This is a genomic window from Bradyrhizobium sp. C9, assembly GCF_002532045.1.
Lineage (GTDB): Bacteria > Pseudomonadota > Alphaproteobacteria > Rhizobiales > Xanthobacteraceae > Bradyrhizobium.
Map to the genome: position 1 here is coordinate 311,685 of NZ_NWTG01000002.1, position 25,887 is coordinate 337,571.

Here is a 25,887-nt window from a genome sequence, read left to right on the forward strand (position 1 = left end):
CCCTGTCAGGGTGTGAGCGTTGCGGATGGCGTGGGGACGTAAAAAAGGCGGTGCGCGCAAGGAGCCGCTGTTTGGGCTTCCGGCCGCGCTTGCCGACCTCCGCCTGTCGCCCTCCGATCGCGTTCCCGGCGGCGGCGACGACAAGCCTGCCAGATCCAAACCCAAGAATACCGACAAGAATACCGAAAAGAGCAGCGATTCCGGCAGCGAGAAACCGCGCCCGTCGCGCAGCGGCAGCAAGCGGCGCAGCAAGTCGCGCGGCTTCGGCATTGGCCGCCTGTTCTATTGGACCGCGGTGCTCGGCCTGTGGACGGGCATTGCGGTGATCGGTGTCGTGGTATGGGTCGGCGCGCATCTGCCGCCGATCCAGTCGCTGGAAATCCCCAAGCGACCGCCGACGATCCAGATCGTCGGCATCGACGGCAGCGTGCTGGCGCAGCGCGGCGAAATGGCCGGCGCCAACATCGCGTTGAAGGACCTGCCGCCCTATCTGCCGAAGGCCTTCATCGCCATTGAAGACCGCCGCTTCTATTCGCATTTCGGCGTCGACCCGTTCGGCATCTTACGCGCAGCCGTCACCAACGTGCTGCATCGGGGTGTGTCGCAGGGCGGCTCGACGTTGACGCAGCAGCTCGCCAAGAACCTGTTCCTGACCCAGGAGCGCACCATGCAGCGCAAGCTGCAGGAGGCCGAGCTCGCGTTGTGGCTGGAACGCAAGCATTCCAAGGACGAGATCCTCGAGCTCTATCTCAACCGCGTCTATTTCGGTTCCGGCGCCTACGGCGTCGAGGCCGCTGCGCAGCGCTATTTCGGCAAGTCGGCGAAGAACGTGACCCTGCCGGAAGCTGCGATGCTCGCGGGCCTCGTCAAGTCGCCGTCGCGGCTGGCGCCGAACCGCAACCCTGAAGGCGCGGAGCAGCGCGCGCAGGTCGTGCTCGCGGCGATGGCCGACGCCAAATTCATCACCGAGGCGCAAGCAAAGGCCTCGATCGGCCAACCCTCGATCGCCGTGAAGCCGGCCGGCGCCGGCACCGTGAACTATGTCGCCGACTGGATCGGCGAAGTGCTCGACGATCTGGTCGGCCAGATCGATCAGGACATCATCGTGCAGACCACGATCGATCCAAAACTGCAGAACGTCGCCGAAGCTGCCGTGATCGACGAGCTCGCCGCCAAGAGCGTGAAGTTCAATGTCAGCCAGGGCGCGTTGGTGGCGATGACGCCTGATGGCGCGGTGCGCGCCATGGTCGGCGGGCGAAACTACTCGGAGAGCCAGTACAATCGCGCCGTTACCGCCAAGCGGCAGCCCGGATCGTCGTTCAAGCCGTTCGTCTATCTCACCGCGGTCGAGGCCGGGCTGACGCCGGACACCATCCGCACCGACGCGCCGCTCGACATCAAGGGCTGGAAGCCGGAGAACTACACCCACGAATATTTCGGCTCGGTGACGCTGACCCAGGCGCTGGCGATGTCGCTGAACACGGTGGCGGTGCGGCTCGGCGTCGAGGTCGGCGCCAAGAATGTGGTGCGCACCGCGCACCGGCTCGGCATCTCCTCCAAGCTCGAGCCCAACGTCTCGATCGCGCTCGGCACCTCGGAAGTATCCGTGCTCGAGCTGGTCGGCGCCTATGCACCGTTCGCCAACGGCGGCTACGCCGTGTCGCCGCATGTGGTGACCAGGATCAAGACCAGCTCCGGCAAGCTGCTCTATGACCGCCCCACCGATCCACCCAACCAGGTGATCGAGCCGCGCTATGATGCGATGATGAACAGCATGATGCGCGAGACGCTGATCTCCGGCACCGCACGCAAGGCGGAGATCCCCGGCTGGACCGCCGCCGGCAAGACCGGCACCAGCCAGGATTATCGCGACGCCTGGTTCATCGGCTACACCGCCAAGCTCGTCACCGGCGTCTGGCTCGGCAATGACGACAATTCGCCGACCAAGAAGGCAACCGGCGGCGGGCTGCCGGTGGAAGTGTGGACCCGCTTCATGAAGGCCGCGCATCAGGGCGTACCGGTCGCGGCGATCCCGAACTCGCAAGGCAGTTGGGCGCCCGCGAACCTGATGCAGATCTCCTCGCAAATATCGGCGCCGTCAGCACCGGCGGCACCGATGCAGATTCAACCGCCGATGCAGGCGCCCGCGCCGGTCCCGTCCGGCGGCGGCTATTACCGCCAGCCCCCGCCGACGCCGGCCCGCGCCTCGGCGCCGCCGAATCCGAACGCGCGGCCGGAGGCAGCGGCAGGGCTGGATGGCTGGCTGGCCGATCGGTTGTTTCGGTAGGCCGTCGACAGCTGGTGTGTAGGATGGGTAGAGCGCAGCGAAACCCATCGCTTCGTGCACGCGTCATGATGGGTTTCGCTTCGCTCTACCCATCCTACGGGCGCAACGAGAGCGCCTACTCCTGAATCCCGTAGCGGTGCAGGTCGTTGCCGTAGGTGTCGAGCCAGTTCTTGGCGCGCGTGACCGACGCGCAAACCTTGTCGACCACCCGCCAGAACCGCGCCGAGTGGTTCATCTCGACGAGATGCGCTACCTCATGGGCGGCGAGGTAATCGAGCACGAAGGGCGGCGCCAGGATCAACCGCCACGAGAACGACAACGAACCCGCCGAGGTGCACGAGCCCCAACGGCTGGACTGGTCGCGGATCGAGATCCGCCGCACCCTTACGCCGAGCTCCGCGGCGTGCAGCTGCGCCGCCTTCTGCAGATCCTTGCGCGCCTCGCGCTTGAGGAAGTCATGCACCCGGCGATCCATGTGCTCGACGCCGCCGGCAACGCAAAGGATCTTCTCGCCGCTGTCGCGCGTCTCGGTCCAGACCGTTCCGCGTTCGCCCGAGCGATGCACCAGCCGATGCGGCACGCCGCGCAACGGCACCACGGTGCCGGGCTGGAACGGCGCCGCCTTCGGCAAGCGGCCAAGACGGGCGGCGATCCAGCCGCCATGGATATTGGCGAATTCCTTCGCTTCCACGATCGTGCCCCGCGGCGGCATGGTCAGGATCGCTTCGCGATCGGTCGGATGTATCCTGAGCGTATAGCGGCGCGCGCGCCGGTGCCGGCGCAGCCTGACGGTGAAGAACTGGGAGCCGTGTCTGACCAATACGGTCGCGGGTTCGGCAGGCCGCCGATAGAGGAGCGCGCGAGTAGCCATTTCTGAGAGTCCGGGGAGCAGGAGTTCGCCCGAACTTTGCCATATCCGCCGCCAGGGAAAGCGCTCGGCGCAAAAACAAATCATTTGCCCAATATACAGGGGTTGGCCGTTAATTGACCTCTACCGGCTGGGGTTGGAACCGGATTTTTTCTGATGAATCGGAGTCACGAAAAAGGTCCAAGAGATGAAATTAAATTCATCACTTGAGCCTTCGCTGATTTGACATTCTTTTAGTTAAATCAATTACTTGCGCGACTGCAGCAATCGCGGCCGGGACGATACCTATTCGGCCGCGGCGACCAGGGAAAGCCGCGTATTTGCCGCCGAAACCATGAAATCGGAGATCCGCGGCACGATTTCGGAGCGGAACCGCGAGCCGTTGAACACGCCGTAGTGCCCGACGCCCTTCTGCACGTAGTGGACACGGCGATGGTTCGGAATCGCGGTGCAGAGCGCGTGCGTTGCCTCGGTCTGGCCGAGGCCGGAGATGTCGTCCTTCTCGCCTTCCACCGTCATCAGCGCGACGCGGCGGATCTTCGACGGATCGACCGGCTTGCCGCGATGGGTCATCTCGCCCTTCGGCAGCGCGTGCTTGACGAAGACGAGGTCGACGGTCTGCAGGTAATACTCGGCAGTGAGGTCCATCACCGCGAGATATTCGTCATAGAATTCGCGATGCTTGTCGACGAGATCGCCGTCGCCCTTGACCAAATTGGCGAACAGCGCCTTGTGCGCGTCCATGTGCCGATCCAGGTTCATGCTGATGAAGCCGTTGAGCTGCAGGAAGCCCGGATAGACGTCGCGCATCACGCCCGGATGCGGGAACGGCACCTTGGTGATGACATTGTTGCGGAACCAATCGATGCCGCGCTCCGCCGCCAGATCATTGACAGCGGTCGGATTGCGCCTTGTATCGATCGGGCCGCCCATCAGCGTCATCGACAGCGGCACGAACGGGTCGCTATTGGCTTCCATCACCGAAACGGCTGCCACTACAGGCACCGAGGGCTGGCACACCGCTACAATATGCATGTTGCCGCCGAGCGCGTGCAGCATCTCGATCACGTAGTCGACGTAATCGTCGAGATCGAACCGCCCTTCCGCGAGCGGCACCATGCGCGCATCGGCCCAATCGGTGATGTAGACCTCATGCGTCGGCAGGAACGCCTCGACCGTGCCACGCAGCAGCGTCGCGTAATGGCCGGACATCGGTGCCACGATCAGCACGCGCGGCTGCGGCGCGCGCAGCGGGCGCGTCAGCTTGCGATCGAAATGCAGCAGGCGGCAGAACGGCTTTTCCCAGACCGTGCGAACCTCGACCGCCGTGCGGATGCCATTGACCTCGGTCGTCGGCAGGTTCCAATCCGGCTTGCCGTAGCGGCGCGTCGTGCGCTCGAACAATTCGCAGCCGGCGGCGATCGACTTGCCGAACTCGGTGTGCGTCCACGGATTGAGCGGGTTCTGAAACAGGATCTTGGTGGCGTCGGTCACGGCGCGTACCGGATTGAGCGACGCATGCGCCATCTCGTACATCCAGTACAGCGGCGTCGTGAGTGCCGGACTGCCTTCCGCCGCCAGTGGCGGCGCACCGCCAAATTCACCGATGGGCATAGTATTTTCAGACCCCTGTTTTGCGCCGCAGCATACTGACCAATGCGTAACAATGCGTCAATGCGCCGCGAGCCGAATCTGGGGTCGATATAGGGCTAAAACACCGAGAATCCACGTGAAAGTGACATTTATTCACCACCCGCGAGCAGCGATCCGTTGCGCTTGGCGCTCTGCAAAAGGGCAAGGAAGACCGCAAAAGAGGCAGTGAACAGGATGGCGTTGATGACCAGAGCCCAGGCCATCAGGTCAGCGCGGAAGACGTGATCGATCAGCAGCGACCGCATGCCTTCGAACACGTAGGTCGGCGGCAACGTCCAAGCGACATACTGCAGCCAGACCGGCAGCACCTCGACCGGATAGTAGATGCAGGCGAGCGGCATCACCGCGAACATCAGCGTCCAGACGATGCTCTCCGCGCCGAGCCCGTTGCGCAGCACAAGGCCCGAGGCGAACACACCGACCGACCAGCTGGTGAAGATCAGATTGCAGAAGAACGCGATCAGCGGCAGCCCGATGGCGTAAAAGTTGAAGCCGAAAAAGAACAGCGCCAGCAGCGTCATCGGGATCACGCCGATGGCGAGCCGGATCAGGCTCATGATCATCAGCGAGAGCAGGAATTCGATCGGCTTCAGCGGGCTCATCATCAGGTTGCCGAGATTGCGCGCCCACATCTCTTCTAGGAACGAGATGGAGAAGCCGAGCTGGCCGCGAAACAGGATGTCCCACAGGATCACGGCACCGATCAGCGTGCCGCCCGCCTTGGCGAAGAAGCCGGACGCCTGCGAGATGTAGTTCTGCAGGAAACCCCAGGTGATGATCTGCAAGGCCGGCCAGTAGATCAGTTCCAGCAGCCGCGGCCATGACGAGATCAACAGATACCAATAGCGCAGCACCATCGCGTTGATGCGTTGCAGGGAAATGCCGCGCGGCTGATGGCTGACGATCTCGCTCATGGTGTCTCTTCCCGTACCCGGCCGCGCGCCACGTCGAGAAACACCTCCTCCAGCGTGTCGCGGTTGTAGCGCGCCATGATCCCCTCGGGGCTGTCGTCGTCCTCGATCTTGCCGCGCTTCATGATGATGACGCGGTCGCAGAGGCGCTCGACCTCCAGCATGTTGTGCGAGGCCAGCAGGATGGTCGCGTTATGGGTCTTGCGGTAGGTTTCGAGATGCTGCCGCACCCAGTCGGCGGTGTCCGGGTCGAGCGATGCGGTCGGCTCGTCGAGCAGCAGCAGGTCCGGCTCGTTGATCAGCGCCTTCGCCAGCGCGACGCGGGTCTTCTGCCCGGCGGAGAGCTTGCCGTTGGAGCGGTCCAAGAATTCCTTCAGATCGAGATCGGCGGCGAGCTGGTCGATCCGCTCGCGCAGATGCTTCACGGCATAAAGGCGGCCGAAGATGGTCAGGTTCTGCCGCACCGTGAGCCGCATCGGCATATCGACATAGGGGCTCTCGAAATTCATCCGGCCGAGCACGTCATAGCGCTGCTCGGGTATTTTCGCGCCCAGCACCTCGACGCTGCCCGAGGTCGGCAGCACCAGCCCCATGATCATTGCGATCGTCGTGGTCTTGCCGGCGCCGTTGCCGCCGAGCAGGCCGGTGATGCTGCCGCGCGCGATACTGAAGGAGATGTCATCGACCGCGCGGGTGGTCTTGTAGACCTTGACCAGATGCGCGACGTCGATCGCGGCCGATCCACCCTGATCGGCCACTGGCGCTTGGTCGGCCGCAGTCGCTTCTTTGGCCGCAGGCGCTTGCGCCTGACCTGTCCCGCGCTGTTGCATATCGCCGTCATTGAGGCATTGCGACAATAAGCGCAAGGCTTGCCCGGCGTGCTTGCGCTAAGTCGCGAATTTGTGCGCCGCCCACGGCACAGCTAAAGTCCAGAGATGACCGACTTCGCTTCCGATTTCCGCCAACCCCGCCGCTATGTCCGCCTGGATACGATCCTGCGGCTGCGCTGGCTCGCCGCGCTCGGCCAGCTCGTCGCGATCTTCGTCGTGGCCCAGGGGCTGGAATTCGACGTTCCGATCGTCCCCTGCGTCATCATCGTGACGTTCTCGGCGCTGCTCAATCTGGCGCTGCAGATCGCGTTCAACCCGATGCAGCGGCTGGAGCCGGCCTATGCCGCGGCCCTGCTCGCGTTCAACATCGTCGAGCTCGGCGGCCTGCTGTACTTCACCGGCGGATTGCAGAACCCGTTCTCGTTCCTGTTCCTGGCGCCGGTGCTGATCTCGGCCACGGTGCTGCCGATCCGGCTGACGATCGCGCTCGGCTGCCTTGCGGTCGCCTGCGCCTCGGCGCTGTTCTTCTACCATCTGCCGCTGCCGTGGGACGGCGACGATCCGCTGGTGCTGCCGCCGATCTATCTGATCGGCGTCTGGCTTTCGATCCTGCTCGCGATCGGCGTCACCAGCCTTTACGCATTCCAGGTGACCGAGGAAGCCCGCCAGCTCTCCGATGCGCTTGCCGCGACCGAGCTGATCCTGACGCGCGAGCAGCATCTGACCCAGCTCGACGGCCTCGCCGCCGCCGCCGCGCATGAACTCGGCACGCCGCTGTCGACGATCTTCCTGATCTCGCGCGAGCTCGAGAAGACGGTGCATGACCCGGCGATCACTGACGACCTCAAGACGGTGCGTGAACAGGCGCAGCGCTGCCGCGACATCCTGAGCAAGATTGCGCAATTGTCATCAAGCGGCGCGCCGTTCGACACGATGAAACTGTCGACCCTGATCGAGGAGGCGGTGGCGCCGCATCGCGATTTCGGCATCAACATCAAGGTGCGGCTTGCTGTCGCAGCAACGCGTGAACCGGTCGCGGCGCGCAATCCCGCGATCCTTTATGGTGTCGGAAACATTCTCGAAAATGCCGTCGATTTCGCGCACCAGACCGTCGAGGTGAACGCGTGGTGGAACGCCGAAACCATCGAGATCGTGGTCTCCGACGACGGCCCGGGCATCGCGCCCGACATGCTGAAGCGGATCGGCGAGCCGTATTTGTCGCGCCGCCGGGGCGCAGATGAGGCCCAAAATGCCCGTGGCGGCCTGGGCTTGGGCGTTTTCATCGCAAGAACGCTGCTGGAACGCACCGGCGCCAAGGTGTCGTTTACCAATCGCACCTTCCCCGATCACGGCGCCGTGGTGCAGATCGTCTGGCCCCGCGAGCGCTTCGAGGAAGCGGCGCCGGCCGATGAAACCGAAGCCTGAGAACGATTCTTAATCGCACCTCTGGCATACCGGATGCAGCACTCTTTCCGGAATGGCACGCGACTTTCGGCTGCCTTGGCAGCGCCGCAGTAGGACCCCATATAATGGGTGTCTGCCACAGGGAAAAATGGATCGTGAACGCCATCACTGAACTGAATGACCATGCCGACCGCTCGCTCCTCATCGTCGAGGACGACAAGCCGTTCCTGGAACGCCTGTCGCGTGCGATGGAGACGCGCGGTTTCGCGGTGAAGTCATGCGACACGGTGTCTGATGGTCTCGCCGAGATCGGCCGCGCTGCGCCCGCTTTCGCGGTCGTCGACCTCCGCCTCGGCGACGGCAACGGCCTCGACGTCGTCTCGGCGTTGAAGCGCAAGCGCCCCGAGGCGCGCGCGATCGTGCTGACCGGCTACGGCAATATCGCCACCGCCGTGACCGCGGTGAAGATGGGCGCTGTCGACTATCTTTCGAAGCCCGCCGATGCCGACGACGTCGTCGCCGCGCTGCTCGCGACCGGCACCGAGAAGTCCGAGTTGCCGGCCAATCCGATGTCGGCGGACCGCGTGCGCTGGGAACACATCCAGCGCATCTACGAGATGTGCAATCGCAACGTCTCGGAGACCGCGCGCCGCCTCAACATGCACCGTCGGACCTTGCAGCGCATCCTCGCCAAGCGCGCGCCGCGCTAAGCGGCGCTTCATACGGTTTTGCGATGGCCGGGCTTCGTCCCGGCCATTTGCTTTTTGGATACTTCGTACGGTTCGCAAAGCGAAGCGTGCGCACCCTACGCCTAGTCAATTGTCGACGTGATCTCGTTGGCCCCGCTCTTTGCGCTGCCATACCGCCTTTTAACGCGCGCCCCCTTCATAAAGGAGCGTGCGCGAAGAATCGGTACGACGACTTCAAACAGCCGGTCGGCGTCGGGACCATACATGTAAAGCGTAGCAGCGCTACCATCCGCAGCAATCTCGTTGCCGTCATATTTACCGACGCCGGAGCCGGAGATGGCCTTCTGCAAGAAGTCCTCCAGTTCGAAGAGCCTGTCTAGACTCGTGGATTCGTAACGAAACGCTATGATTACGGCATGTTCGGCCATGCGAGCTTCAGCTCCAGTCGCAGGGTGGGCAAGGTAGAGCACGCCCAGCACCATGAACAACGCAAGCAATGGTCGACAAGCTTTGCTCACCCTACGACCTTCATAACTCATGCCCCTGCGGATCGACCAGCCGGTTGATGCGCTGCGCCGCAGCCATCGCAAAGCGCACCGTCATCGCCTTGCGGGTGGCCGCCGGCAGGCGACGCTCCGGCGCCTCGCAGTGCAGATGCGCGCCATAGGCGTCGGCGATGATCAGGCCGGTGTCCGAGGGGAAGATCTCGCACGGCAGATCCTGCGTGAAGGCGAAGAACAACCGGTCGCAATGCATCCGGTAGTCCTGCCATTTCTGGTCGGCGCGCAGATCCTCAACCGATGACTTGATCTCGACGATCCAGATCTCGCCGCGCTCGTTCAGCGCCACCAGATCGGCACGGCGGCCGGACGGCAGCGGCAATTCGCTGATGCAGGAAAATCCCAGCGACCTCAGAAGCCGCGCGGTGCCGCGCGCGATCGCCAGCGCAGTCTCCGACTGGCGTCGGTCGGGCGCGGGCACAAGGGCGATCTGGCGGGCGGGCGATTCCATCGCTCAAGAATAGCCGATTCCGATGCGCGGCGGCAGCGCCGGAATCGGCCGCAAATTCGCACCCAGGCCGCCGCGATTCCGGCCTCATGCCACCGCGAAGCCGGTGGAACCTTGATTCCGAGGGACGAAACCACTGGAGGAGAGACCCATGCGGTCACGCATCACACTTCGCTCGTTCGTCTTCGCTCTCGCAGCCCTTCCACTGTCCGCCGGACTGTCATCGGCGATCGCCAAGCCCGTTGTCGAAGTCGCCTTCGTGCTCGATACCACGGGCTCGATGGGCGGATTGATCGAGGGAGCCAAGCGCAAGATCTGGTCGATCGCGACCGCGATCGTCGATTCCAATCCCGACGCCGATATCCGGATGGGCCTGATCGCCTATCGCGACATCGGCGACGAGTATGTGACCAAAAAGGTCGAGCTGACGCGCGACATCCAGGATCTCTACGCCAATCTGCTGGAATTGAAGGCGCGCGGCGGCGGCGACTGGCCGGAGAGCGTCAACGAGGCGCTCGACGTCGCCGTCAACAAGATGCAATGGACGCAAGGCCGCGACGGTACGCGCATCGTGTTCCTGGTCGGCGACGCTCCGCCGCATATGGACTATGCGCAGGACACCAAATATCCGGTGACGCTCGCGGTCGCCAAGCAACGCGACATCATCGTCAACGCCGTGCTCGCCGGCAACGCGCAGGATACCGAGCGGGTGTGGCGCGACATCGCGCAGAACGGCAACGGCGAATTCATCCCGATCCCGCAGGACGGCGGCCAGATCGTCACCATCGAGACACCGTTCGACGAGGACATCATCATCCTGCAGCGCGAGATCAACGGCACCGTGATCCCCTACGGCCCGCGCGCGTTGCAGAAGCGCACCGAATCCAAGACCCAGCAGCTGGCGAGCGTCGCGGCAGCTTCACCGGCGCGCGCCTCGGAGATGGCAAGCTTCATCAACAAGCGTGCCAAGGTGACGTCGGAGGCGGTGACCGGCGACGGCGATCTGGTCGCCGACGTCGCGGCCGGCCGCAACGACATCGCCAAGGTCAGGGATGAGGATCTGCCCGACAATCTCCGCGCCATGAAGCCCGAGGCCCGCAGCGCCGAGATCGACAAGCAGATCACCCAGCGCAAGGCGCTGAACGAGAAGCTCGCCGCACTGGTCGCCAAGCGCGACAAATATATCACCGAGCACCGCAAGAGCGCGCCGAAGGCAGCATCGTTCGATCGCGTGGTCGAGGATGCGCTGAAGGCACAGATCAAGCGGTAGGACTGACTACTCTCTCCATTCCCTCCCCCGCTTGCGGGGGAGGGTCAGGGCGGGGGCTCTCGCCGCTGTGGGAGCGGTAATTGTTCACGAGGAACATTTCACGCCTGAGGGGCCAAGCAGATCGTTCGCAACGAACCTTCGAGAGCCCCAATGTGGATAGACCCCCACCCCACCCTCCCCCGCAAGCGGGAGAGGGAGCCTGATCAGCGCGCTCCCCTCACTCTCTGCCGGAGTCCATCGGCAGCCCGAGGATCACGCCCTCATTGCCGCGCAGGTCGAGGACGCCTTCGATCTTCTCGCCTTGGCGGTCCATCAAGGTCGACAGCAGGACCTCGTTGCTGAAGCCGATGGCGCTGGAGGAGACCGACGCGGGGGCCGCGCCGAAATTCAGCGCGATCACGACCACGCCCTCGGCGCTCCGCCGCCGATAGAGCAGGACATCGCCGTGCGCCGTCACCGGCTCATAGCTGCCGTGGACGAGCTGCGGCAGCCTTCGCCGCAGCGCGATCAGCGCCTTGTAGAAGTTGAGGATCGACGCCCGGTCCGCCTCCAGGCTCGCGACATTGTCGGTTGCGAAATCCTGCGCGAGCGGCAGCCACGGCCTTGTGGTCGAGAAACCGGCATGGCGCTCGGCGCTCCATTGCATCGGGGTGCGGCAGCCGTCGCGGCCGACGCCGATGCCAGGCACGTTCTTCTCGAAGGGATCGCGCACCTCGCCAGGGGCAATCGCAACCTGGCGCATGCCGATCTCGTCGCCGTAGTACAGCGTCGGTGTGCCGCGCAGCGTCAGCAGCAGCATTGCGGCAACCGGTGCCTGCGCGGGCCCCACCCGGCTCGCCACCCGCGGCCGGTCGTGATTGCCGAGCACCCAGTTCGGCCATGCCCCCGGCGGCAGCGCCTTCTCATAGTCGGCAATGATCTGCTCGACCGAGCGCGCGCTCCACAAGGTCGACAGCAGCGCGAAATTGAACGGCATCTGCGCGCCGCGCAGATCGTTGCCGTAATAGGCGACCAGCCGGTGCAGCGGCAGATAGATCTCGCCGATCAGCACGCGGTTGTCGAACTCCTCGGTGACGCGGCGCATCTCGGTGATGACCGCGTGGACTTCGAGCTGATCGGTCGAATATTGCGTCAGCACCTTCTCGTGCGGCGGCCGGCCCTCCCGGTAATGCGGGTTCGGCGGATTGTCGCGGAATTCGGCATCCTTGATCAGGTGCCAGATCACGTCGACACGAAAACCGTCGACACCCTTGCGCAGCCAGAAGCGCATCACGTCATAGATCGCGTCCCTGACCTCGCGATTGCGCCAGTTCAGATCAGGCTGCTGGGTCAGGAACGCGTGGTAGTAGTACTGGCCGGAGGCCTCGTCATAGGTCCAGGCACTGCCGCCGAACTCCGACAGCCAGTTGTTGGGTGGGCCGCCATCCGGCCCCGGATCGCGCCAGATGTACCAATCGCGCTTCGGGTTATCGCGCGAGCTCTTCGCCTCGATGAACCACGGATGCTGATCCGATGTATGGTTCGGCACCAAATCGAGGATCAGCTTGAGGCCGGAATCGTGCGCGGCCGCGACCAGCTCGTCGAAATCCTCCATCGTCCCGAACAGCGGATCGATGCCGGTGTAGTCCGAGATGTCGTAACCGAAATCGGCCATCGGTGAGGGGAAGATCGGCGACAGCCAGACCGCGTCGACGCCAAGCCGCGTCAGATAAGGCAGCCGCGCGATGATGCCCCTGAGATCGCCGACGCCATCGCCGTCGCTATCCCCGAACGAGCGCGGATAGATCTGATAGAAGATGCCACGCCGCCACCAGTCCCTGTCGTCCCGATCCATCCCGTCCCCCCAAGCTCGCAGCCCGGTCCAGGCCGTCCCGCGCCCCGGGGCGGTCTGTCGGTTCAGGGATGACGCACAATTCGGGACGGAAAAATGGCTGCAATGCGTCAGTGGCGGGCGATCGCGAGCTGATAGATGGTGATCAGCACCTCGAACAGGATCAGGAAGACGATGATCAGCTCCAGCCGCAGCGAGCGGCTGGTGTCGATGATGTCGGTCAGCACCTGCGCGGTCTCGGCCACGACGGCGAGCTTGCGGTTCAGCGATTCCGCGCGCTCCTTCAACTCGTACTCGTCCTCGAGCCGGGCATAGAGCCGCTCGAGATGCGGCTTGTCCCAGAGGATGTCGGGCTTCTCCGACACCTCGACCGGACCGGCCACGCGATGCCGCACCAACAGCGCGTTGCCGATGTGCTTGAGGATCGCGACGCGGCCGCCCCGGACCTGGCCGCCCTTGGCGAGCTCGCGCGCCAACGGCTCGGTCGTGTCGAACACCGCCCGGACCTCGCGTTCATGCCGCGCCAGCACCACGCTCTTGGCCAGCGCTTCGCCGACCAGGATCAGCCGCTCCGGCGACAGGCTTTGCAGATAGATCGGGCCTCCCGGCGGAATCTGATCTTCCTTCTCGGCCGCGAGTTCGATGATCGCGATCTCCTCCTCGCGCCGCGTGAACAGACCGGTCATGCGCGACTGCAGACTGCGCAGGAATTCATCCTCCTCCAGCGCATTGAGACCGATCAGGACGACGACGCCATAACGGAACAGGATCGCCACGCCATTGTCGTTGACGCGAAACGCCAGCGGCGTGGTGGCCAGCACGTCGCCGCGCTCGAGGCCGGACGTGTTGATGCGGTCCGCGACGAAGAAGGCGCGGGCGGTGGTCCGGGGTCCGCCGAGCGGTGAATTGGGGGCCTGGGTCATGAAGTTCCGGACTGCGAGGACTTAACGCGTGATCGAGGGCAACCGTTTACCGGCCTGCTCATGAAGGTGTTCTGCTGGAGGTGACCTTATCACGGTCCGTTTTGGGATCACACGCCGGAGCCGACGCATTCCCGCGCGTGTTGACGGCAGTTTCCGGTAGCCTATGGTGCCCCCATGAACGAGACAACCGACACCAAACCGAAGGCCGGCGCGATCATCGTGCCGGTGACGCTGTTCGAGCAGAACTGCACCATCATCTGGCACGAGCCGACCAAGAAGGCCGTGGTGATCGACCCCGGCGGCGACGTGGCGAAGATCCAGGCTGCGATCAAGCAGACCGGCGTGACGGTCGAGAAGATCTGGCTGACCCACGGCCATATCGACCATGTCGGCGGCGCCGCCGAATTGCGCGACGCGCTGCAGGTCAAGATCGAGGGCCCGCATATCGCGGACAAGTATCTGCTCGACAACGTGGTCTCGAGCGGCGAGCGCTTCGGCATGACCGGGGTGCGCAATTTCGGGCCGGACCGCTGGCTCGACGAGGGCGATCAGGTTTCGATCGGCGACCTCACCTTCGACATCCTGCACTGCCCCGGCCATTCGCCGGGCAGCGTGGTGTTCTTCAACAAGGGCCTGCGCTTCGCCCATGTCGGCGACGTGCTGTTCGCCGGCTCGGTCGGGCGTACCGACCTGCCCGGCGGCAGCCATCCGACACTGATCCAGTCGATCAAGGAGAAGCTGCTGCCGCTCGGCGACGATGTCGGCTTCATCTGCGGCCACGGCGCCGGATCGAGCATCGGCCAGGAGCGGATGACGAACCCGTTCCTGACCGGCGAGATGTAGAGCGTCTTCGAGCGAAGTGGAAACCGGTTCGCGTGAAGAAAACGCGTCAAAAGCAGGAAGCTTCGGTTCTGATTTAATCAAAACCGAAGCCCTGGCTGCTTCATCAGCCGTTACTTCATCAGGCCTGCGGCGGTCAGCGCCCGCGTGATGACGCCGCCGACGTCGACACCCTTGCTCCGCCGCTTGCGTGGCTGGTCGCTCTTGCGGCCGGATGCGGGCTCAGCCTCGGGCTCGGCCGCAGGCACCGGGATCGTCATCGAGATCGTGTCGGCGCGCTCGCGCGGGATTCCGGTCGGCGCGATGTGCGGCTGACGGACCTTGTCGGTGAGGCCGAAGAAGCTCGCGATGTGATACGACGAGGAGATCCCGGCCTCGATCAGGAACGCGCCCTCCACGCCATAGCGCTCGTCATTGTCGGCCAACCCGAGCGGCGTGCCATGCGCCATGTCGGTGATGCTGAACGATTCGACCAGCGTTTCGCCATCGGCGTTCCACCAGACCTCGCGCGGATGGCCGTCGACATCCGCCTTCGACATCGCAGCCTGCGGCAGGCCGTGAACGTCCAGCCACTGCCGGACGATCGCATCAGCATTGCCGGGATGTACGGTGCGGTCGGCACTGCCGTGCCACACCGAAATCTTCGGCCAGGCGCCGCTATGCGTGGATGCGTTGCGGACCAGTCCGCCGAGTTCGGGCGCGGACAGCGCGCTCGCATGCATCATCGCATTGAGCGCCTCGCGCAGATCGGTGGCGACGCCGAACGGCAGGCCGGCGATGATGGCGCCCGCGGCGAATACATCCGGATAGGCCGCGAGCATGACCGAGGCCATCGCGCCGCCGGCGGACAGCCCCGTCACATAGATGCGCTGCGGATCGATCTGATGCGCGCCGACCATCTGCGCGATCATCTGTCGAATCGAACAGGCTTCTCCCTGCCCGCGCGCGATGTCTTGCGGATTGAACCAGTTGAAGCAGGTGTTGCCGTTGTTGATCGCCTGCTGCTCGGGCATCAGCAGCGCAAAGCCGTAATGCTTCGCCAATGTCGACCAGCCGGCGCCGAGATCATAGGACGCAGCCGTCTGGCCGCAGCCATGCAGCACCACGACGAGCGCGGGCGACCGCGCAAGCTGCGCGGGCACGAACGAGAACATCTTCAGATCGCCGGGGTTGACGCCGAATTCGGTCGTCTCGACGAGCGGCGTCGGCACGGTCGGCGCAAGCGCGCCGAGACCGCTGAACGCGTTCATCTTGGGCAGATGACGCAAGAATTCGACGTTGTTGACCAGGGACAACAGCAACTCCTGAGGTGATTTATTCTTCTGTGTCACCCGATCAGATAATTGCTGCACTGCAAAATGAAAAGGCCGTGCGCTCTCTTTCCCTGCGGAAATGTGAGAATCGGCGTTAACGCGTGATCGCGCGGCGGGCTGGTCGAAAAAGTTGCCTTAGCACTTTGTTCGAGCACCAACTTTTCAAGATTGCGCGCCAGACCGGCGCGGATTCATGCGCTCGCGCGTCGCATCCATGACAGAAATGCGGCTGAAATAATGATCGACAGCACAAACAATGCGCATGCCGCATACAGCGCCAGATGCGCTGATGTCGCACTTTCGACGGCGAAGAACACCGCGCCGATCGCGGCGACGCCGGCCGCGTTGCCGATCTGCGTGGTCGTGCCATACATGCCGGAGCCGGCTCCGGCGCTCGCAGGCTTCACGCTCGACAGCACCGCGCTCGACAGCGGTGCCATCACCAGACCCTGACCGTAGCCGAAGATGACAAGCACCAGCGCAAGCAAGAGCGCCGATGGCGCTGCGATCGCCTGAACCGTCGCGACCAGCACACCGAGGCCGACGATCTGCAACGCGCAGCCCTCGATCAGCACCAGCGTGCCGCGATGCCTCGCGCGCAGGCCGCTGTGACGCGAGGCAATCACGAAGGTCAGCGCCAGCGGCACGAACACCAGCCCGGCCTGCAATGGCGGGATCTGCAAGGCCTTCTGCATGAACATGGTCATGATCAGGTAGAAGGACAGATTGGCGAAGAAGAAGCAAAACACCGCGACCAGGCCGCGCATGAAGGCGCCATCCGACAGCAGCGACAGATCGATAAGCGGCATGCCGCCGCGGCGCGCGACGCTGCGCTCGAACCGCACGAAGGCCGCAATGATCGCAACACCGAGCGCCATCACCAGCCAGATCCACGCCGTCCAATCGAGATCGTGGCCGAACAGCAGTGGCCCGATCAGGCACAGCAAACCCACAAACAGCACGATCGCGCCCGGGATATCGAGCCGCGTGCCTGATCGGCGCGGCACCGTCGGCATGATCTTCAGGGCGGCTGCGATGATGATGACGCCGAACGGCACGTTGACGAAGAACACCGTGCGCCAGCCGAGGCCGGCGAGATCGAGTGTCACCAGTATGCCGCCGAGCATGAAGCCGGCCGCGCCGGCGAGCCCCAGCACGATGCCGTAGATGCCGAACGCCCGTGCGCGGGCGGCATCGGAGAACAGCAGATGCAGCGTCGCCAGCACCTGCGGCACCATCAGCGCCGCCGTCGCGCCCTGTGCCAGCCGGGCGATGATCAGCTCGGGCCCGGACTGCGCGAGACCGCACCACAGCGACGTCGCCGAGAAGCCCGCGACGCCGGCGATGAACACGTTCCTAGTGCCGTGGATGTCGCCGAGCCGGCCGCCGGTGACCACCAGCGTGGCATAGGCGATCAGATAGATCGCGATCACGGCCTCGATCTGCGCCGGCGTCGCGTGCAACTCCGCCGCGATCGTCGGAATCGCGACGTTGACGATGAAGGCGTCGACGCCGAACATGAACTGCGCGGCCACGACGATCGCAAGCACCCACCAGCGGCGGGAGGTCTCCGCCCGCGTCGAAACGATCTGGTGCATGCGCTGTCCTGCCCGAAATGACGTCGTGCCCGACATCAGCAGATTCCAGTCATTGCTTCGATTACCTGCGAGGTAAGCCTGGGATCACGGACGCGCGACCCGGCGCCAATTTGCGTTGATGCGCTGGGAAACATTCCGGAGGGCGGCAATCGCGGCCGATTTGCGCAACAACCATGCGGGCGCCGCAACCCCGGAGCATTGCCTTGCCCCGGGCCACCCCGTAGGTTGGCGGAAAGCCCCCATAACAATCATCCGGAGAGAACGACCAATGGCGCGCCTCAAGTTCGGAGCCTTCCTCGCCCCGCATCACCCGATCGGCGAGCATCCGATGCTGCAATTCCGCCGCGACCTCGATTTCGTCGAACAGCTCGACGCGCTCGGTTACGACGAATTCTGGTGCGGCGAACACCATTCCTCGGGCTGGGAGACGATCGCCTCGCCGGAAATGTTCCTGGCCGCAGCCGGCGAGCGCACCAAGCGCATCAAGCTCGGCACCGGCGTGATCTCGCTGCCCTATCACCACCCCTTCAACGTCGCGCAGCGCATGGTGCAGCTCGACCACATGACCGGCGGCCGCGCCATCTTCGGCTCCGGCCCCGGCGCGCTCGCCTCCGACGCGCATACGCTCGGCATCGACCCGATGACCCAGCGCGACCGTCAGGACGAGGCGATCGCGGTGATCCGCCGCCTGTTCAACGGCGAGCGCGTCACCGCCAAGACCGACTGGTTCGAGATGCACGACGCCGCGTTGCAGATCCTGCCGCTGCAGGAGGACATGCCGTTCGTGGTGGCCTCGCAGATCTCGCCGTCGGGCATGACGCTTGCCGGCAAATACGGCATCGGCATCATCTCGCTCGGCTCGATGTCGACCCAGGGCCTGATGGCGCTGCCGCAGCAATGGCAGTTCGCCGAAGATGCCGCCAAGAAGGCCGGCACCACGGTGAGCCGTTCCAACTGGCGCGTGCTGCTGTCCTGGCACATCGCCGAGACCCGCGAGCAGGCGCGGCGCGAGGCCGGCGCCGGGCTGCTGCGCTGGCACAACGAATATAACGTCGGCACCCTGATGCGGCCGGGCCTCACCGCGTTCGCCTCGCCGGATGAAGCCGTCGACAAGACCGCCTTTGTCGAAGGTGCTGCGTCGACCATCGGCACGCCGGATGACCTGATCAAGATGATCAAGAACCTGGTCGACGTCTCCGGCGGCGTTGGCTCGATCATCGGCTTCGCCCATGACTGGGCCAACCCGGAGAACACGCGCCGCAGCTGGGATATGGTCGCGCGCTATGTCGTGCCGGAGATCAACGGCTATATCGACGGCCTGCGCAAGTCGCGCCAGTTCCTGATCGACAACCGCGCGGTGTTCGAGCGCGCCGGCCAGGCTGTGATGGCCAAGATCATGCAGAACGACAAGGCCGCCGCCGCGCTTCAGCATACCGGCACCGGCCGCGTCGCGATCCCGGCCGTGAATGCGCCCGACCTTGCCAAGGCCGCGGCGAAGCAGAAGGTGTGATCTGCTGCCCTTCCTGGAGGAAGAAAGAACTCCAGCTCGCATCACATCCACCGCGGTCGTCCCGGCGCAGGCCGGGACAATAACTACAGGATTGGGTTGGCGCGGAAAGCTGTGGCCTCATCATTGCGCAACAGCTCTCATTCGGGGTAATGGGTCCCGGCCTTCCCCGGGACGACGATGAGGATGGGGCTCGGTCCAAACAGCGCAGTGTCATCGACCGGGCGCTGACAGTTGTCGTGGGGACGCGGCTTCGCGTTCAAGCGCCCCGTCGGGTTAATTTGTCGCGGCCCGATCAAAGCGGACACCCCGATCACGATCGAATTCCCATCGAGACGGCGTCGCTCTCTCTGCGCTATCCGCCCTCGCGCCCCAACGCCTGAAACTTGATCTCGTCGACCCTTGAGAGAACAAACTCCAACAACGGAGAGCGGTTAGTCTCGTTGTAGCCGATCACCAGATCGACCATGGGCGGCGCACCCTGAATCGGACGGCAGACGATGGATTTCGGGATCAAGTTCTGCGCATAGAGCGGAAGAAGGCTGATGCCGCCGGTGGACGCGATCAGCGAAACGGCCATGGCCAGGTTTTCTGCCTGATGCGCTGTCTCGATCGCCAACCCGTGACGTTTGAAGAAATCATCGATCGCTGCCCGCAGCGTCGGCGCCCTCACCAAGGAAACGCCGATGTAGCTCTGCCCCATCAGATCCTTCGGACGGACCGCGGAGCGCGCCGCAAGCGGATGGTCTCGTGGCATCATGGCCAGGATCGGATCATGGCGGAGCAACTTGAACTGAAGACCCGCCGCGCTCTTCTCCGGACGCATGAACGCGAGGTCGATCTTGCCCCGCGTAAGTGCCGCGGCGAGGTCGGGAGAGTCCTCGCTGCGAATCGTGATTTCCGTGCTCGGCAGCTTGCCACGCAAGATATTCATGACCGCCGGAAGCCAGTCCATCTCGTAGCCGGTAAGAAACCCTATCGAAAAGGTCGATTTCGCAGGCTGCGCCGCACGCCTCGCCGCTTCCGCGGCGGCCTCGACCTGCAGCAGAGCCACGCGCGCATGGTCCAGAAAGACGCGCCCCGATGGCGTCAGTTCGATGCCGCGCGGTCCGCGCACGAACAACTGCACACCGAGTTCCAGTTCAAGGTCGTGAATCTGGCGGCTCAGTGATGGCTGAGCGGTGTGCAGACGCTTCTGGGCCGCGACCGAGAGGCTGCCCTCCTCGGCCACGGCGACGAAATAACGAAGGTGTCGCAGCTCCATAGCTATCCCTCAAAAGTATAGCTCGAACCCTACTAAGTCTTTCTCAAGGAAGCCAGCCTCAACTAAATCTCCTGTCACTGAAGCCACACCGACGCAAATGCCTCCGAGTCTTTCATTGCGGACGAGTTGGCCAACCAGACCGATTAAGCATATCGACCGCACCAGTTGGAGAGTGATATGACCAATCCCGTTGTTCTGATTACAGGTGCCCTTACCGGTATCGGCCGCGCCACGGCACTCGCCTTCGCCCGCGAGGGCGCCAACGTCGTTATTTCCGGTCGCCATGACGATGCAGGCCGTGCCCTGGCGGACGAACTCCGTTCGCATGGCATTGAAGCGGAATTCGTCCGCGTCGACGTCCGGCGCGAGAGCGACGTTGCGGCGTTGGTCGAGCAGACGATCAAGCGGTTCGGCCGGCTCGACGTGGCGGTCAACAACGCAGGCACGGAAGGCACGCCGGGCCCGGTGACCGAGCAGACCGCGGAGAGCTACGCAGCAACGTTCGACACGAACGTCCTCGGAGTTCTGCTGTCGATGAAGCACGAACTCCGGGTCATGCAGCCGCAAGGCTTCGGCAGCATCGTGAACATCTCGTCGACCATGGGCAGCCGCGGCGCGCCCAACGCATCCCTCTACGTTGCCAGCAAACATGCTGTCGAAGGCTTCACCAAGTCCGCCGCGCTGGAGGCGGCGGCCTTCGGCGTTCGCGTCAACGCGATCGCACCTGGCCCGATCGAGACCGCGATGCTCGACCGGTTCACGGGCTCCGCCGATCGCAAGGCAGGGATGGTCGCGGGAGTTCCGCTGAAGCGCGCGGGGCGCCCCGAGGAGCTTGCGGACGCCATCCTGTTTGCAGCTTCGAGCAAGGCGTCGTTCATCACCGGCCAGATCATCAACGTCAACGGCGGCAAGACCGCCGCGTGAACACCCCCGATAACAATCCCACCAGGAGAACAACCATGACCGACCTCATCAGCCGAACCGCTCTCGTCACCGGTGCCTCTCGAGGTATCGGCCGCGCCACCGCCCGCGCACTCGCGCTCGCCGGCGCCCGCGTTATCGTTCACTACGGGAATTCCGCCGAGGATGCGCATTCCCTGGTCGCGGAAATCCGCGAAGCCGGCGGGCAGGCCGACGCCGTCGGCGCCGACTTGTCCGCATCCGATGGCGCGCCGAGACTCGCCGCCGAGGTGCGCAAGCTTGTCGTCGGTCAACTCGACATTCTCGTTGCCAACGCGGGAATTGCCGTGCCCGCCACCATCGAAGCGCAGACCATCGAGGATTTCGATCGCATGTTCGCGGTCAACGTCCGCGCGCCGTTCTTCCTGGTGCAGCAGCTGCTCCCCCTGTTGGGCGACGGTTCCAGCATCGTGATGACGTCGTCATTGGCGGCGCGGGCCGCTGTCGGGCAGTTGTCGGCGTATTCCGCCACCAAGGGCGCGATCGACACGCTCGTGAAGCACTTCGCCTCGCTGCTCGGACCGCGCGGCATCCGCGTCAATGCCGTGGCGCCGGGCATCATCGACACCGACATGTCGGAATTCGCCAAGACGGACGAGGGGCGCGACTACGCGCTCAAGATGCAAGCCCTGCAACGAATCGGCCATGCCGACGACGTCGCCGACGCCGTGACCTTTCTCGCTTCGAATTCCGCCCGCTGGGTGACTGGCGACACGATCCAGGTCGGCGGCGGCTCAAAGCTTTGACTTCGGGAGATCGGCCATGAAGCTCTATCAGTCCTCCAGCTCGCCCAACTCTCGCCGCGTCAGAATCTATCTGGCGGAGAAAGGCATAGCGATGCCCTTCGTCCCGGTCGATCTCGCCTCGCGCGAACAGTCTTCGGACGCTTACGCGGCAATCAACCCACGACGCGTCGTGCCCGCGCTCGTTCTCGATGATGGGACAGTCATAGCGGAAGTACCGGCGATCATCCGCTATCTCGAAGAGGCGCATCCGAACCCTCCGTTACTCGGAAGCTCACCCAAGGAGAAAGCGACCGTCACCATGTGGGAGCGCCGGATGGAACTGGAGGGCTTCGCTCCGATCATGGAGACCGTACGCAACGGAGCCCCCGGCCTGAAGGGGCGGGCAATCGCGGGTCCGCATGGCTACGATCAGATACCCGAACTGGTCGTCCGTGGCCGGCGCCGGATCGCCGATTTCTACGGCGACCTCGACGTACGGCTATCAGAGACGCCGTTCGTTGCGGGTGACACGTACAGTACCGCCGACATCACGGCGATCGTCGCAATCGACTTCGCCAGCAAGGCCCTTGGATTATCCACGCCGGAAGAGCACGGGGCGACGCGCCGATGGTACGATTCCGTCGCTTCGCGACCTAGCATGACAGCCTAAGCGTCAATCGCGAGATATCCTGCGATTGACCGGCGCTTGTGGCGTGACGAGCACACGGTACGCCGTCGCTCCCGCTTGCGAGAGAGGCGAAAGGTTACGCCACCGCTCCGATCCCCACGACGTCGATGCCGTCGACGCGGCCGCGGATCGGGAGCGTGCCGAGATCGCTCACCGGAAACGGCGGCGGCACAGCGAAGCGCGCCATCGCCGCGCGCGAGGCGAGGAAGCCGCCGTCGACCTTGCGGCTCAGCTCCTCCAGCCGCGCGGCGGTGTTCATGACGTCGCCGTTGAACACGATCGCGCGCTTGATGTCGCCGATCTCGCCGACGATCACCGGTCCGAAATGCAGGCTGCCGCGAATCTGCGGCACCGCGCCGAACTCGCGCTCGAACTGCGGCGCCGCCTTTTGCAGCGCGCGGCGCATCGCCACGAAACAGCGCAGCGGCCGGCAATCGACCGCACCGTTCCCCTCCGGCCAGGTGACGATGATCTCGTCGCCGATGTAATTGAGCACCTCACCGCGATAATCGACCACTGACTGCGTCAGCAGGCGGAAGGTGCGGTCGAGGAAGCGATGGATGCCGATGCCGCCGAGCCGTTCGGCAAGCCCGGTCGATCCGGCGATATCGACGAACAGCACGAAGCGGTCTTCCTCGACAGGCCGGTGATAACGTCCGCTGACGAAGTTCATGAAGGCGCGCGGACCGATCAGATTGGCGATGCTGAAGCCGAGATTCACCAGCACCGAGATGCTTGCGGACATGACGAAGCTCGACCAAAAATCCCCGAACGAAGGATCCAACGGCAACCCCGCAACGCGTTCACCGGGCTGCAGCAGCTGAATGCCGATGATGATGACGGCATAGACGGCACTGCGCACAGCCAGATTGGCGATGAACGGCAAGCGGCCGAGCCAATCCCAATCCTCCAGGACGAACAGCTCGATCGTTCCGATCACGGCCGCGAGCAGGAAGCCATAGGTGACGCCAGTGGTCAGCGCCGGCGTCGCAATGCCGCCGCGGATCAATCCCATCACGACACCGGACAGGATGCCAACGATGACGACTGCCATGAGATAGCGCAGCTTGCGCTCGACCCGCGCGCTCACGCGAGCTCGGAGCCGCTGCGAACCATTCATCGATCCGGTCGATGCGGACATAGGCGTCTTACCTCTCTCCGCGTCATTGCGAGGAGCGAAGCGACCAAGCAAATCCATTCCCAGCCAGCGGCACGATGGATTGCTTCGCTTCGCTCGCAATGACGGATGTTGCTAGCCCGCCCCCTGATCGAATGCCTTGCGCAGCGCGACGTAGCCCGCCTGCTGCTGGCTCCAGTTGCGGCCGCCGGTCATGGCGCCGTCGACGACGAGGTCATGGCCGTTGATGAAGCTCGACTCGTCGCTTGCGAGGAACACCGCGGCATGCGCGATGTCGTCGGGCAGGCCCGCGCGCGGGATCGGCTGCGCCGCCTTGTAGACCTCGCGCATCACAGCCGGAGTCTGCTCGGCGGCTTCAGTCGACAACCCCAGCGCCTTGCCGAAAATGCCGGTGGCGATCGCGCCGGGCGAGATCGAGTTGACGCGAACGCCGGACTCGCCGAGCTCCATCGCCACGCATTTGGTGAAATGGATCACCGCGGCCTTCGCGGCGCCATAGACCATCGAGGAGGAGAAGCCGGCGAGCCGGCCGGCGATGCTGCCGTTGTTGATGATGCTGCCGGAGCCCTGCTGGCGCATGATCGGCGCAACATGCTTCATGCCGAGCATGACGCTGCGCACCAGGGTCGCCATCGCGGCGTCGAACCGCTCGACGTCGAGGCCCTCGATGCCGCCGGTCTGCGCCGGTCCGCCGGCATTGTTGAACAGGCAGTCGATCCGGCCGAACTTCTCGACCGCGAGCGCGATCAGCGCCTGCATCTGCTCCTCGACCGTGACATCGGTCTGGCGAAAGATGCAGTTGCCGCCGAGCCGGTGCGCCAGTGCCTCGCCCTCCGGCGCGCGGCGCCCAGCGATCACGACCCTCGCACCCTCTGCGACAAAGATCTCGGCCGTGCGCAACCCGATGCCGCTGGTCGCCCCGGTGATGATCGCGACCTTGCCGTCCAGCCGTCCCATGCCAGTCCCCGACTTTACCTTCGATGTTGCGGATATTCCCCAGCTGCTCCCGCCAGCGCAAGCGCGGGCGCAGTTAACGGCTGGCGAGGTCCACCTGTGGCCAGAAGGCCACAACTGCGGTTTTTCGGTCGCAGCGGCCTTATTTTGGGTCGCCTGTTCACGTGAACTGGCGCGACCGATGGCGAGATGGATCGACGATTTCAGGACGAGTTGGCGAGGTGATGCGCAGCCATCGCTGCTGCTTGCGGTCGGCTTCGCCGTGTTCTGTCTCGTTTTGGCCACGGCCGCGCGGTTCGGGCTCGCCCAGATCAGGCCGGACGTGTTCTTCACGCCCTATTTCCCTGCGGTATTCTTCGCCACCGCCCTTGGCGGCTTCCGGATCGGGATCGCAACTGCGCTGGCCAGCGGCCTGCTCGGCGTCCTGCTCAATTTCAGCAGCGCGCACGCCGACCCGGCGCGCTTTGCGCTGCTGATGATCTTCTGGGTGGTGTGCGGCATCGCGATCTGGGGGGTGGAGCACTACCGTTCCCTGGTCGCGCAGCAGCGCGAAGTTTCCAAGCAGCTGATCGAGGAGGAGCAGTACCGCAAGATCGTGGTCGACGAATTGCAGCACCGGCTGAAGAACAAATCCTCGACCATTCATGCCGTGCTGCATCAGGCGCTGCAGGACCGGCCCGACGTCTGGCAGCGCATCGACCATCGCATCCGCGCGCTCGCGGCGACCGACGATCTGATCGCGCGGGTCGACGGCTATGGCTGCGATATCAAGGATTTGCTGCGCTCGGAACTTGGCCCCTACGGCCATGTGCGGTTCAATCTCAATGGCGAGCAATTGTTCCTGCCCGCCAAGCTCGCCGTCTCGCTGGCGCTGATCTTCCATGAGCTCGCAACCAACGCCGGAAAATACGGCGCCTTCTCCTCGCCGCGCGGATTTCTGCAGGTGTCATGGACGGTGGACGATGGGCGTCTCAACGTGATCTGGGACGAAACCGAGGGACCGGTGGTCGAGGTCATCGGCGAAGCCGGCTTCGGCACCAAGCTGTTGAAGTCGGCGCTGCGGCCGTTCGACGGCAAGACCGAGATCAGTTACCTGAAGACCGGCGTTCACTGCATCATGCAGTGCAATCTTCCGAGCTGTTGATAAGCCTGCTTTTCGGCACACGCGCTTGATTTGCGCGTGCCGACGCAACCGCGCGCTCCGCAACCGCTTTCACCGGCAGCCG

23 protein-coding genes are annotated in these 25,887 nt (G+C 64.3%); 10 read left to right on the top strand and 13 right to left on the bottom strand.

Features of this window, described 5'->3' with window-relative positions; translation table 11 throughout:
- Positions 1–25: 25 nt before the first annotated feature.
- The gene (locus tag CO675_RS06325; protein ID WP_097671175.1) at positions 26–2,287 is read left to right on the top strand and encodes a penicillin-binding protein 1A; all 2,262 of its coding nucleotides are present in this window, start codon (positions 26–28) and stop codon (positions 2,285–2,287) included.
- A gap of 115 nt (positions 2,288–2,402) precedes the next feature.
- Here the strand turns inward: CO675_RS06325 and CO675_RS06330 are convergent, their stop codons facing one another.
- From CO675_RS06330 to CO675_RS06345, 4 genes are all read right to left on the bottom strand, one after another.
- The gene (locus tag CO675_RS06330) at positions 2,403–3,242 is read right to left on the bottom strand and encodes a M48 family metallopeptidase (RefSeq protein WP_097671176.1); all 840 of its coding nucleotides are present in this window, start codon (positions 3,240–3,242) and stop codon (positions 2,403–2,405) included.
- A gap of 198 nt (positions 3,243–3,440) precedes the next feature.
- Positions 3,441–4,769 carry a polyhydroxyalkanoate depolymerase gene (locus CO675_RS06335; RefSeq protein WP_097671177.1) on the bottom strand — a complete coding sequence of 443 codons (1,329 nt, stop codon included), beginning with the start codon at positions 4,767–4,769 and terminating at the stop codon, positions 3,441–3,443.
- A gap of 128 nt (positions 4,770–4,897) precedes the next feature.
- The gene (locus tag CO675_RS06340; RefSeq protein ID WP_097671178.1) at positions 4,898–5,722 is read right to left on the bottom strand and encodes an ABC transporter permease; all 825 of its coding nucleotides are present in this window, start codon (positions 5,720–5,722) and stop codon (positions 4,898–4,900) included.
- Positions 5,719–6,576 carry an ABC transporter ATP-binding protein gene (locus CO675_RS06345; protein WP_245452665.1) on the bottom strand — a complete coding sequence of 286 codons (858 nt, stop codon included), beginning with the start codon at positions 6,574–6,576 and terminating at the stop codon, positions 5,719–5,721. The genes CO675_RS06340 and CO675_RS06345 overlap by 4 nt, the downstream gene beginning before the upstream one ends.
- Positions 6,577–6,654: 78 nt before the next feature.
- Between CO675_RS06345 and CO675_RS06350 the strand changes: the two genes are divergently transcribed.
- Both CO675_RS06350 and CO675_RS06355 read left to right on the top strand, forming a co-directional pair.
- Positions 6,655–7,974: an ActS/PrrB/RegB family redox-sensitive histidine kinase gene (locus tag CO675_RS06350; protein ID WP_097671179.1), complete on the top strand. Its 1,320-nt coding sequence runs from the start codon at positions 6,655–6,657 to the stop codon at positions 7,972–7,974.
- A 134-nt stretch (positions 7,975–8,108) separates the two neighbouring features.
- Positions 8,109–8,663 (top strand): ActR/PrrA/RegA family redox response regulator transcription factor, encoded by a 555-nt coding sequence (locus CO675_RS06355; protein ID WP_016845514.1) that lies wholly within the window; start codon positions 8,109–8,111, stop codon positions 8,661–8,663.
- Between the two features lie 101 nt (positions 8,664–8,764).
- On the opposite strand, the gene CO675_RS06360 is transcribed toward CO675_RS06355, so the two are convergent.
- Together CO675_RS06360 and CO675_RS06365 are read right to left on the bottom strand one after the other, a co-directional pair.
- Positions 8,765–9,070 (bottom strand): hypothetical protein, encoded by a 306-nt coding sequence (locus CO675_RS06360; protein ID WP_158231190.1) that lies wholly within the window; start codon positions 9,068–9,070, stop codon positions 8,765–8,767.
- A 100-nt stretch (positions 9,071–9,170) separates the two neighbouring features.
- Positions 9,171–9,653, bottom strand: coding sequence for an MmcB family DNA repair protein (locus CO675_RS06365; protein ID WP_097671181.1), 483 nt, complete (start codon positions 9,651–9,653; stop codon positions 9,171–9,173).
- A 148-nt stretch (positions 9,654–9,801) separates the two neighbouring features.
- Between CO675_RS06365 and CO675_RS06370 the strand changes: the two genes are divergently transcribed.
- The gene (locus CO675_RS06370; RefSeq protein WP_097671182.1) at positions 9,802–10,920 is read left to right on the top strand and encodes a vWA domain-containing protein; all 1,119 of its coding nucleotides are present in this window, start codon (positions 9,802–9,804) and stop codon (positions 10,918–10,920) included.
- A 217-nt stretch (positions 10,921–11,137) separates the two neighbouring features.
- Here CO675_RS06370 and CO675_RS06375 read toward each other — a convergent pair whose 3' ends face one another.
- The gene (locus CO675_RS06375) at positions 11,138–12,754 is read right to left on the bottom strand and encodes an alpha-amylase family glycosyl hydrolase (RefSeq protein WP_097671183.1); all 1,617 of its coding nucleotides are present in this window, start codon (positions 12,752–12,754) and stop codon (positions 11,138–11,140) included.
- 107 nt (positions 12,755–12,861) lie between these two features.
- A complete protein-coding gene (locus CO675_RS06380) occupies positions 12,862–13,674 on the bottom strand; it encodes an RMD1 family protein (RefSeq protein ID WP_097671184.1) in 813 nt (270 codons plus the stop codon).
- A 174-nt stretch (positions 13,675–13,848) separates the two neighbouring features.
- Here CO675_RS06380 and CO675_RS06385 point away from each other — a divergent pair, with 174 nt between their 5' ends.
- The gene (locus CO675_RS06385; RefSeq protein WP_097671185.1) at positions 13,849–14,517 is read left to right on the top strand and encodes an MBL fold metallo-hydrolase; all 669 of its coding nucleotides are present in this window, start codon (positions 13,849–13,851) and stop codon (positions 14,515–14,517) included.
- A gap of 110 nt (positions 14,518–14,627) precedes the next feature.
- Here CO675_RS06385 and CO675_RS06390 read toward each other — a convergent pair whose 3' ends face one another.
- Both CO675_RS06390 and CO675_RS06395 read right to left on the bottom strand, forming a co-directional pair.
- Entirely contained in the window at positions 14,628–15,809 is a 1,182-nt protein-coding gene (locus CO675_RS06390) for an extracellular catalytic domain type 1 short-chain-length polyhydroxyalkanoate depolymerase (protein ID WP_198964507.1), read from the bottom strand.
- 209 nt (positions 15,810–16,018) lie between these two features.
- Positions 16,019–17,425 carry an MFS transporter gene (locus tag CO675_RS06395; protein WP_097671187.1) on the bottom strand — a complete coding sequence of 469 codons (1,407 nt, stop codon included), beginning with the start codon at positions 17,423–17,425 and terminating at the stop codon, positions 16,019–16,021.
- A 268-nt stretch (positions 17,426–17,693) separates the two neighbouring features.
- Between CO675_RS06395 and CO675_RS06400 the strand changes: the two genes are divergently transcribed.
- Positions 17,694–18,935, top strand: a complete 1,242-nt coding sequence (locus CO675_RS06400) for an LLM class flavin-dependent oxidoreductase (RefSeq protein WP_097671188.1) — start codon at positions 17,694–17,696, stop codon at positions 18,933–18,935.
- Between the two features lie 352 nt (positions 18,936–19,287).
- Here CO675_RS06400 and CO675_RS06405 read toward each other — a convergent pair whose 3' ends face one another.
- Positions 19,288–20,196, bottom strand: coding sequence for a LysR family transcriptional regulator (locus CO675_RS06405; RefSeq protein ID WP_097671189.1), 909 nt, complete (start codon positions 20,194–20,196; stop codon positions 19,288–19,290).
- A gap of 177 nt (positions 20,197–20,373) precedes the next feature.
- On the opposite strand from CO675_RS06405, the gene CO675_RS06410 reads away from it, so the two are divergent.
- Genes CO675_RS06410 through CO675_RS06420 form a run of 3 tightly spaced genes read left to right on the top strand, consistent with a single transcriptional unit; the run spans position 20,374 to position 22,551 of the window.
- Positions 20,374–21,120, top strand: coding sequence for an SDR family NAD(P)-dependent oxidoreductase (locus CO675_RS06410; RefSeq protein WP_097671190.1), 747 nt, complete (start codon positions 20,374–20,376; stop codon positions 21,118–21,120).
- Positions 21,121–21,155: 35 nt separating this feature from the next.
- Positions 21,156–21,902, top strand: coding sequence for an SDR family NAD(P)-dependent oxidoreductase (locus CO675_RS06415; RefSeq protein WP_097671191.1), 747 nt, complete (start codon positions 21,156–21,158; stop codon positions 21,900–21,902).
- A gap of 16 nt (positions 21,903–21,918) precedes the next feature.
- A complete protein-coding gene (locus CO675_RS06420) occupies positions 21,919–22,551 on the top strand; it encodes a glutathione S-transferase family protein (protein ID WP_097671192.1) in 633 nt (210 codons plus the stop codon).
- A gap of 94 nt (positions 22,552–22,645) precedes the next feature.
- On the opposite strand, the gene CO675_RS06425 is transcribed toward CO675_RS06420, so the two are convergent.
- Together CO675_RS06425 and CO675_RS06430 are read right to left on the bottom strand one after the other, a co-directional pair.
- Positions 22,646–23,659, bottom strand: a complete 1,014-nt coding sequence (locus CO675_RS06425; protein ID WP_097671193.1) for an adenylate/guanylate cyclase domain-containing protein — start codon at positions 23,657–23,659, stop codon at positions 22,646–22,648.
- A 162-nt stretch (positions 23,660–23,821) separates the two neighbouring features.
- Positions 23,822–24,664: an SDR family NAD(P)-dependent oxidoreductase gene (locus tag CO675_RS06430; RefSeq protein WP_097671194.1), complete on the bottom strand. Its 843-nt coding sequence runs from the start codon at positions 24,662–24,664 to the stop codon at positions 23,822–23,824.
- 178 nt (positions 24,665–24,842) lie between these two features.
- On the opposite strand from CO675_RS06430, the gene CO675_RS06435 reads away from it, so the two are divergent.
- The gene (locus CO675_RS06435) at positions 24,843–25,805 is read left to right on the top strand and encodes a sensor histidine kinase (protein WP_097671195.1); all 963 of its coding nucleotides are present in this window, start codon (positions 24,843–24,845) and stop codon (positions 25,803–25,805) included.
- Positions 25,806–25,887: the final 82 nt, after the last annotated feature.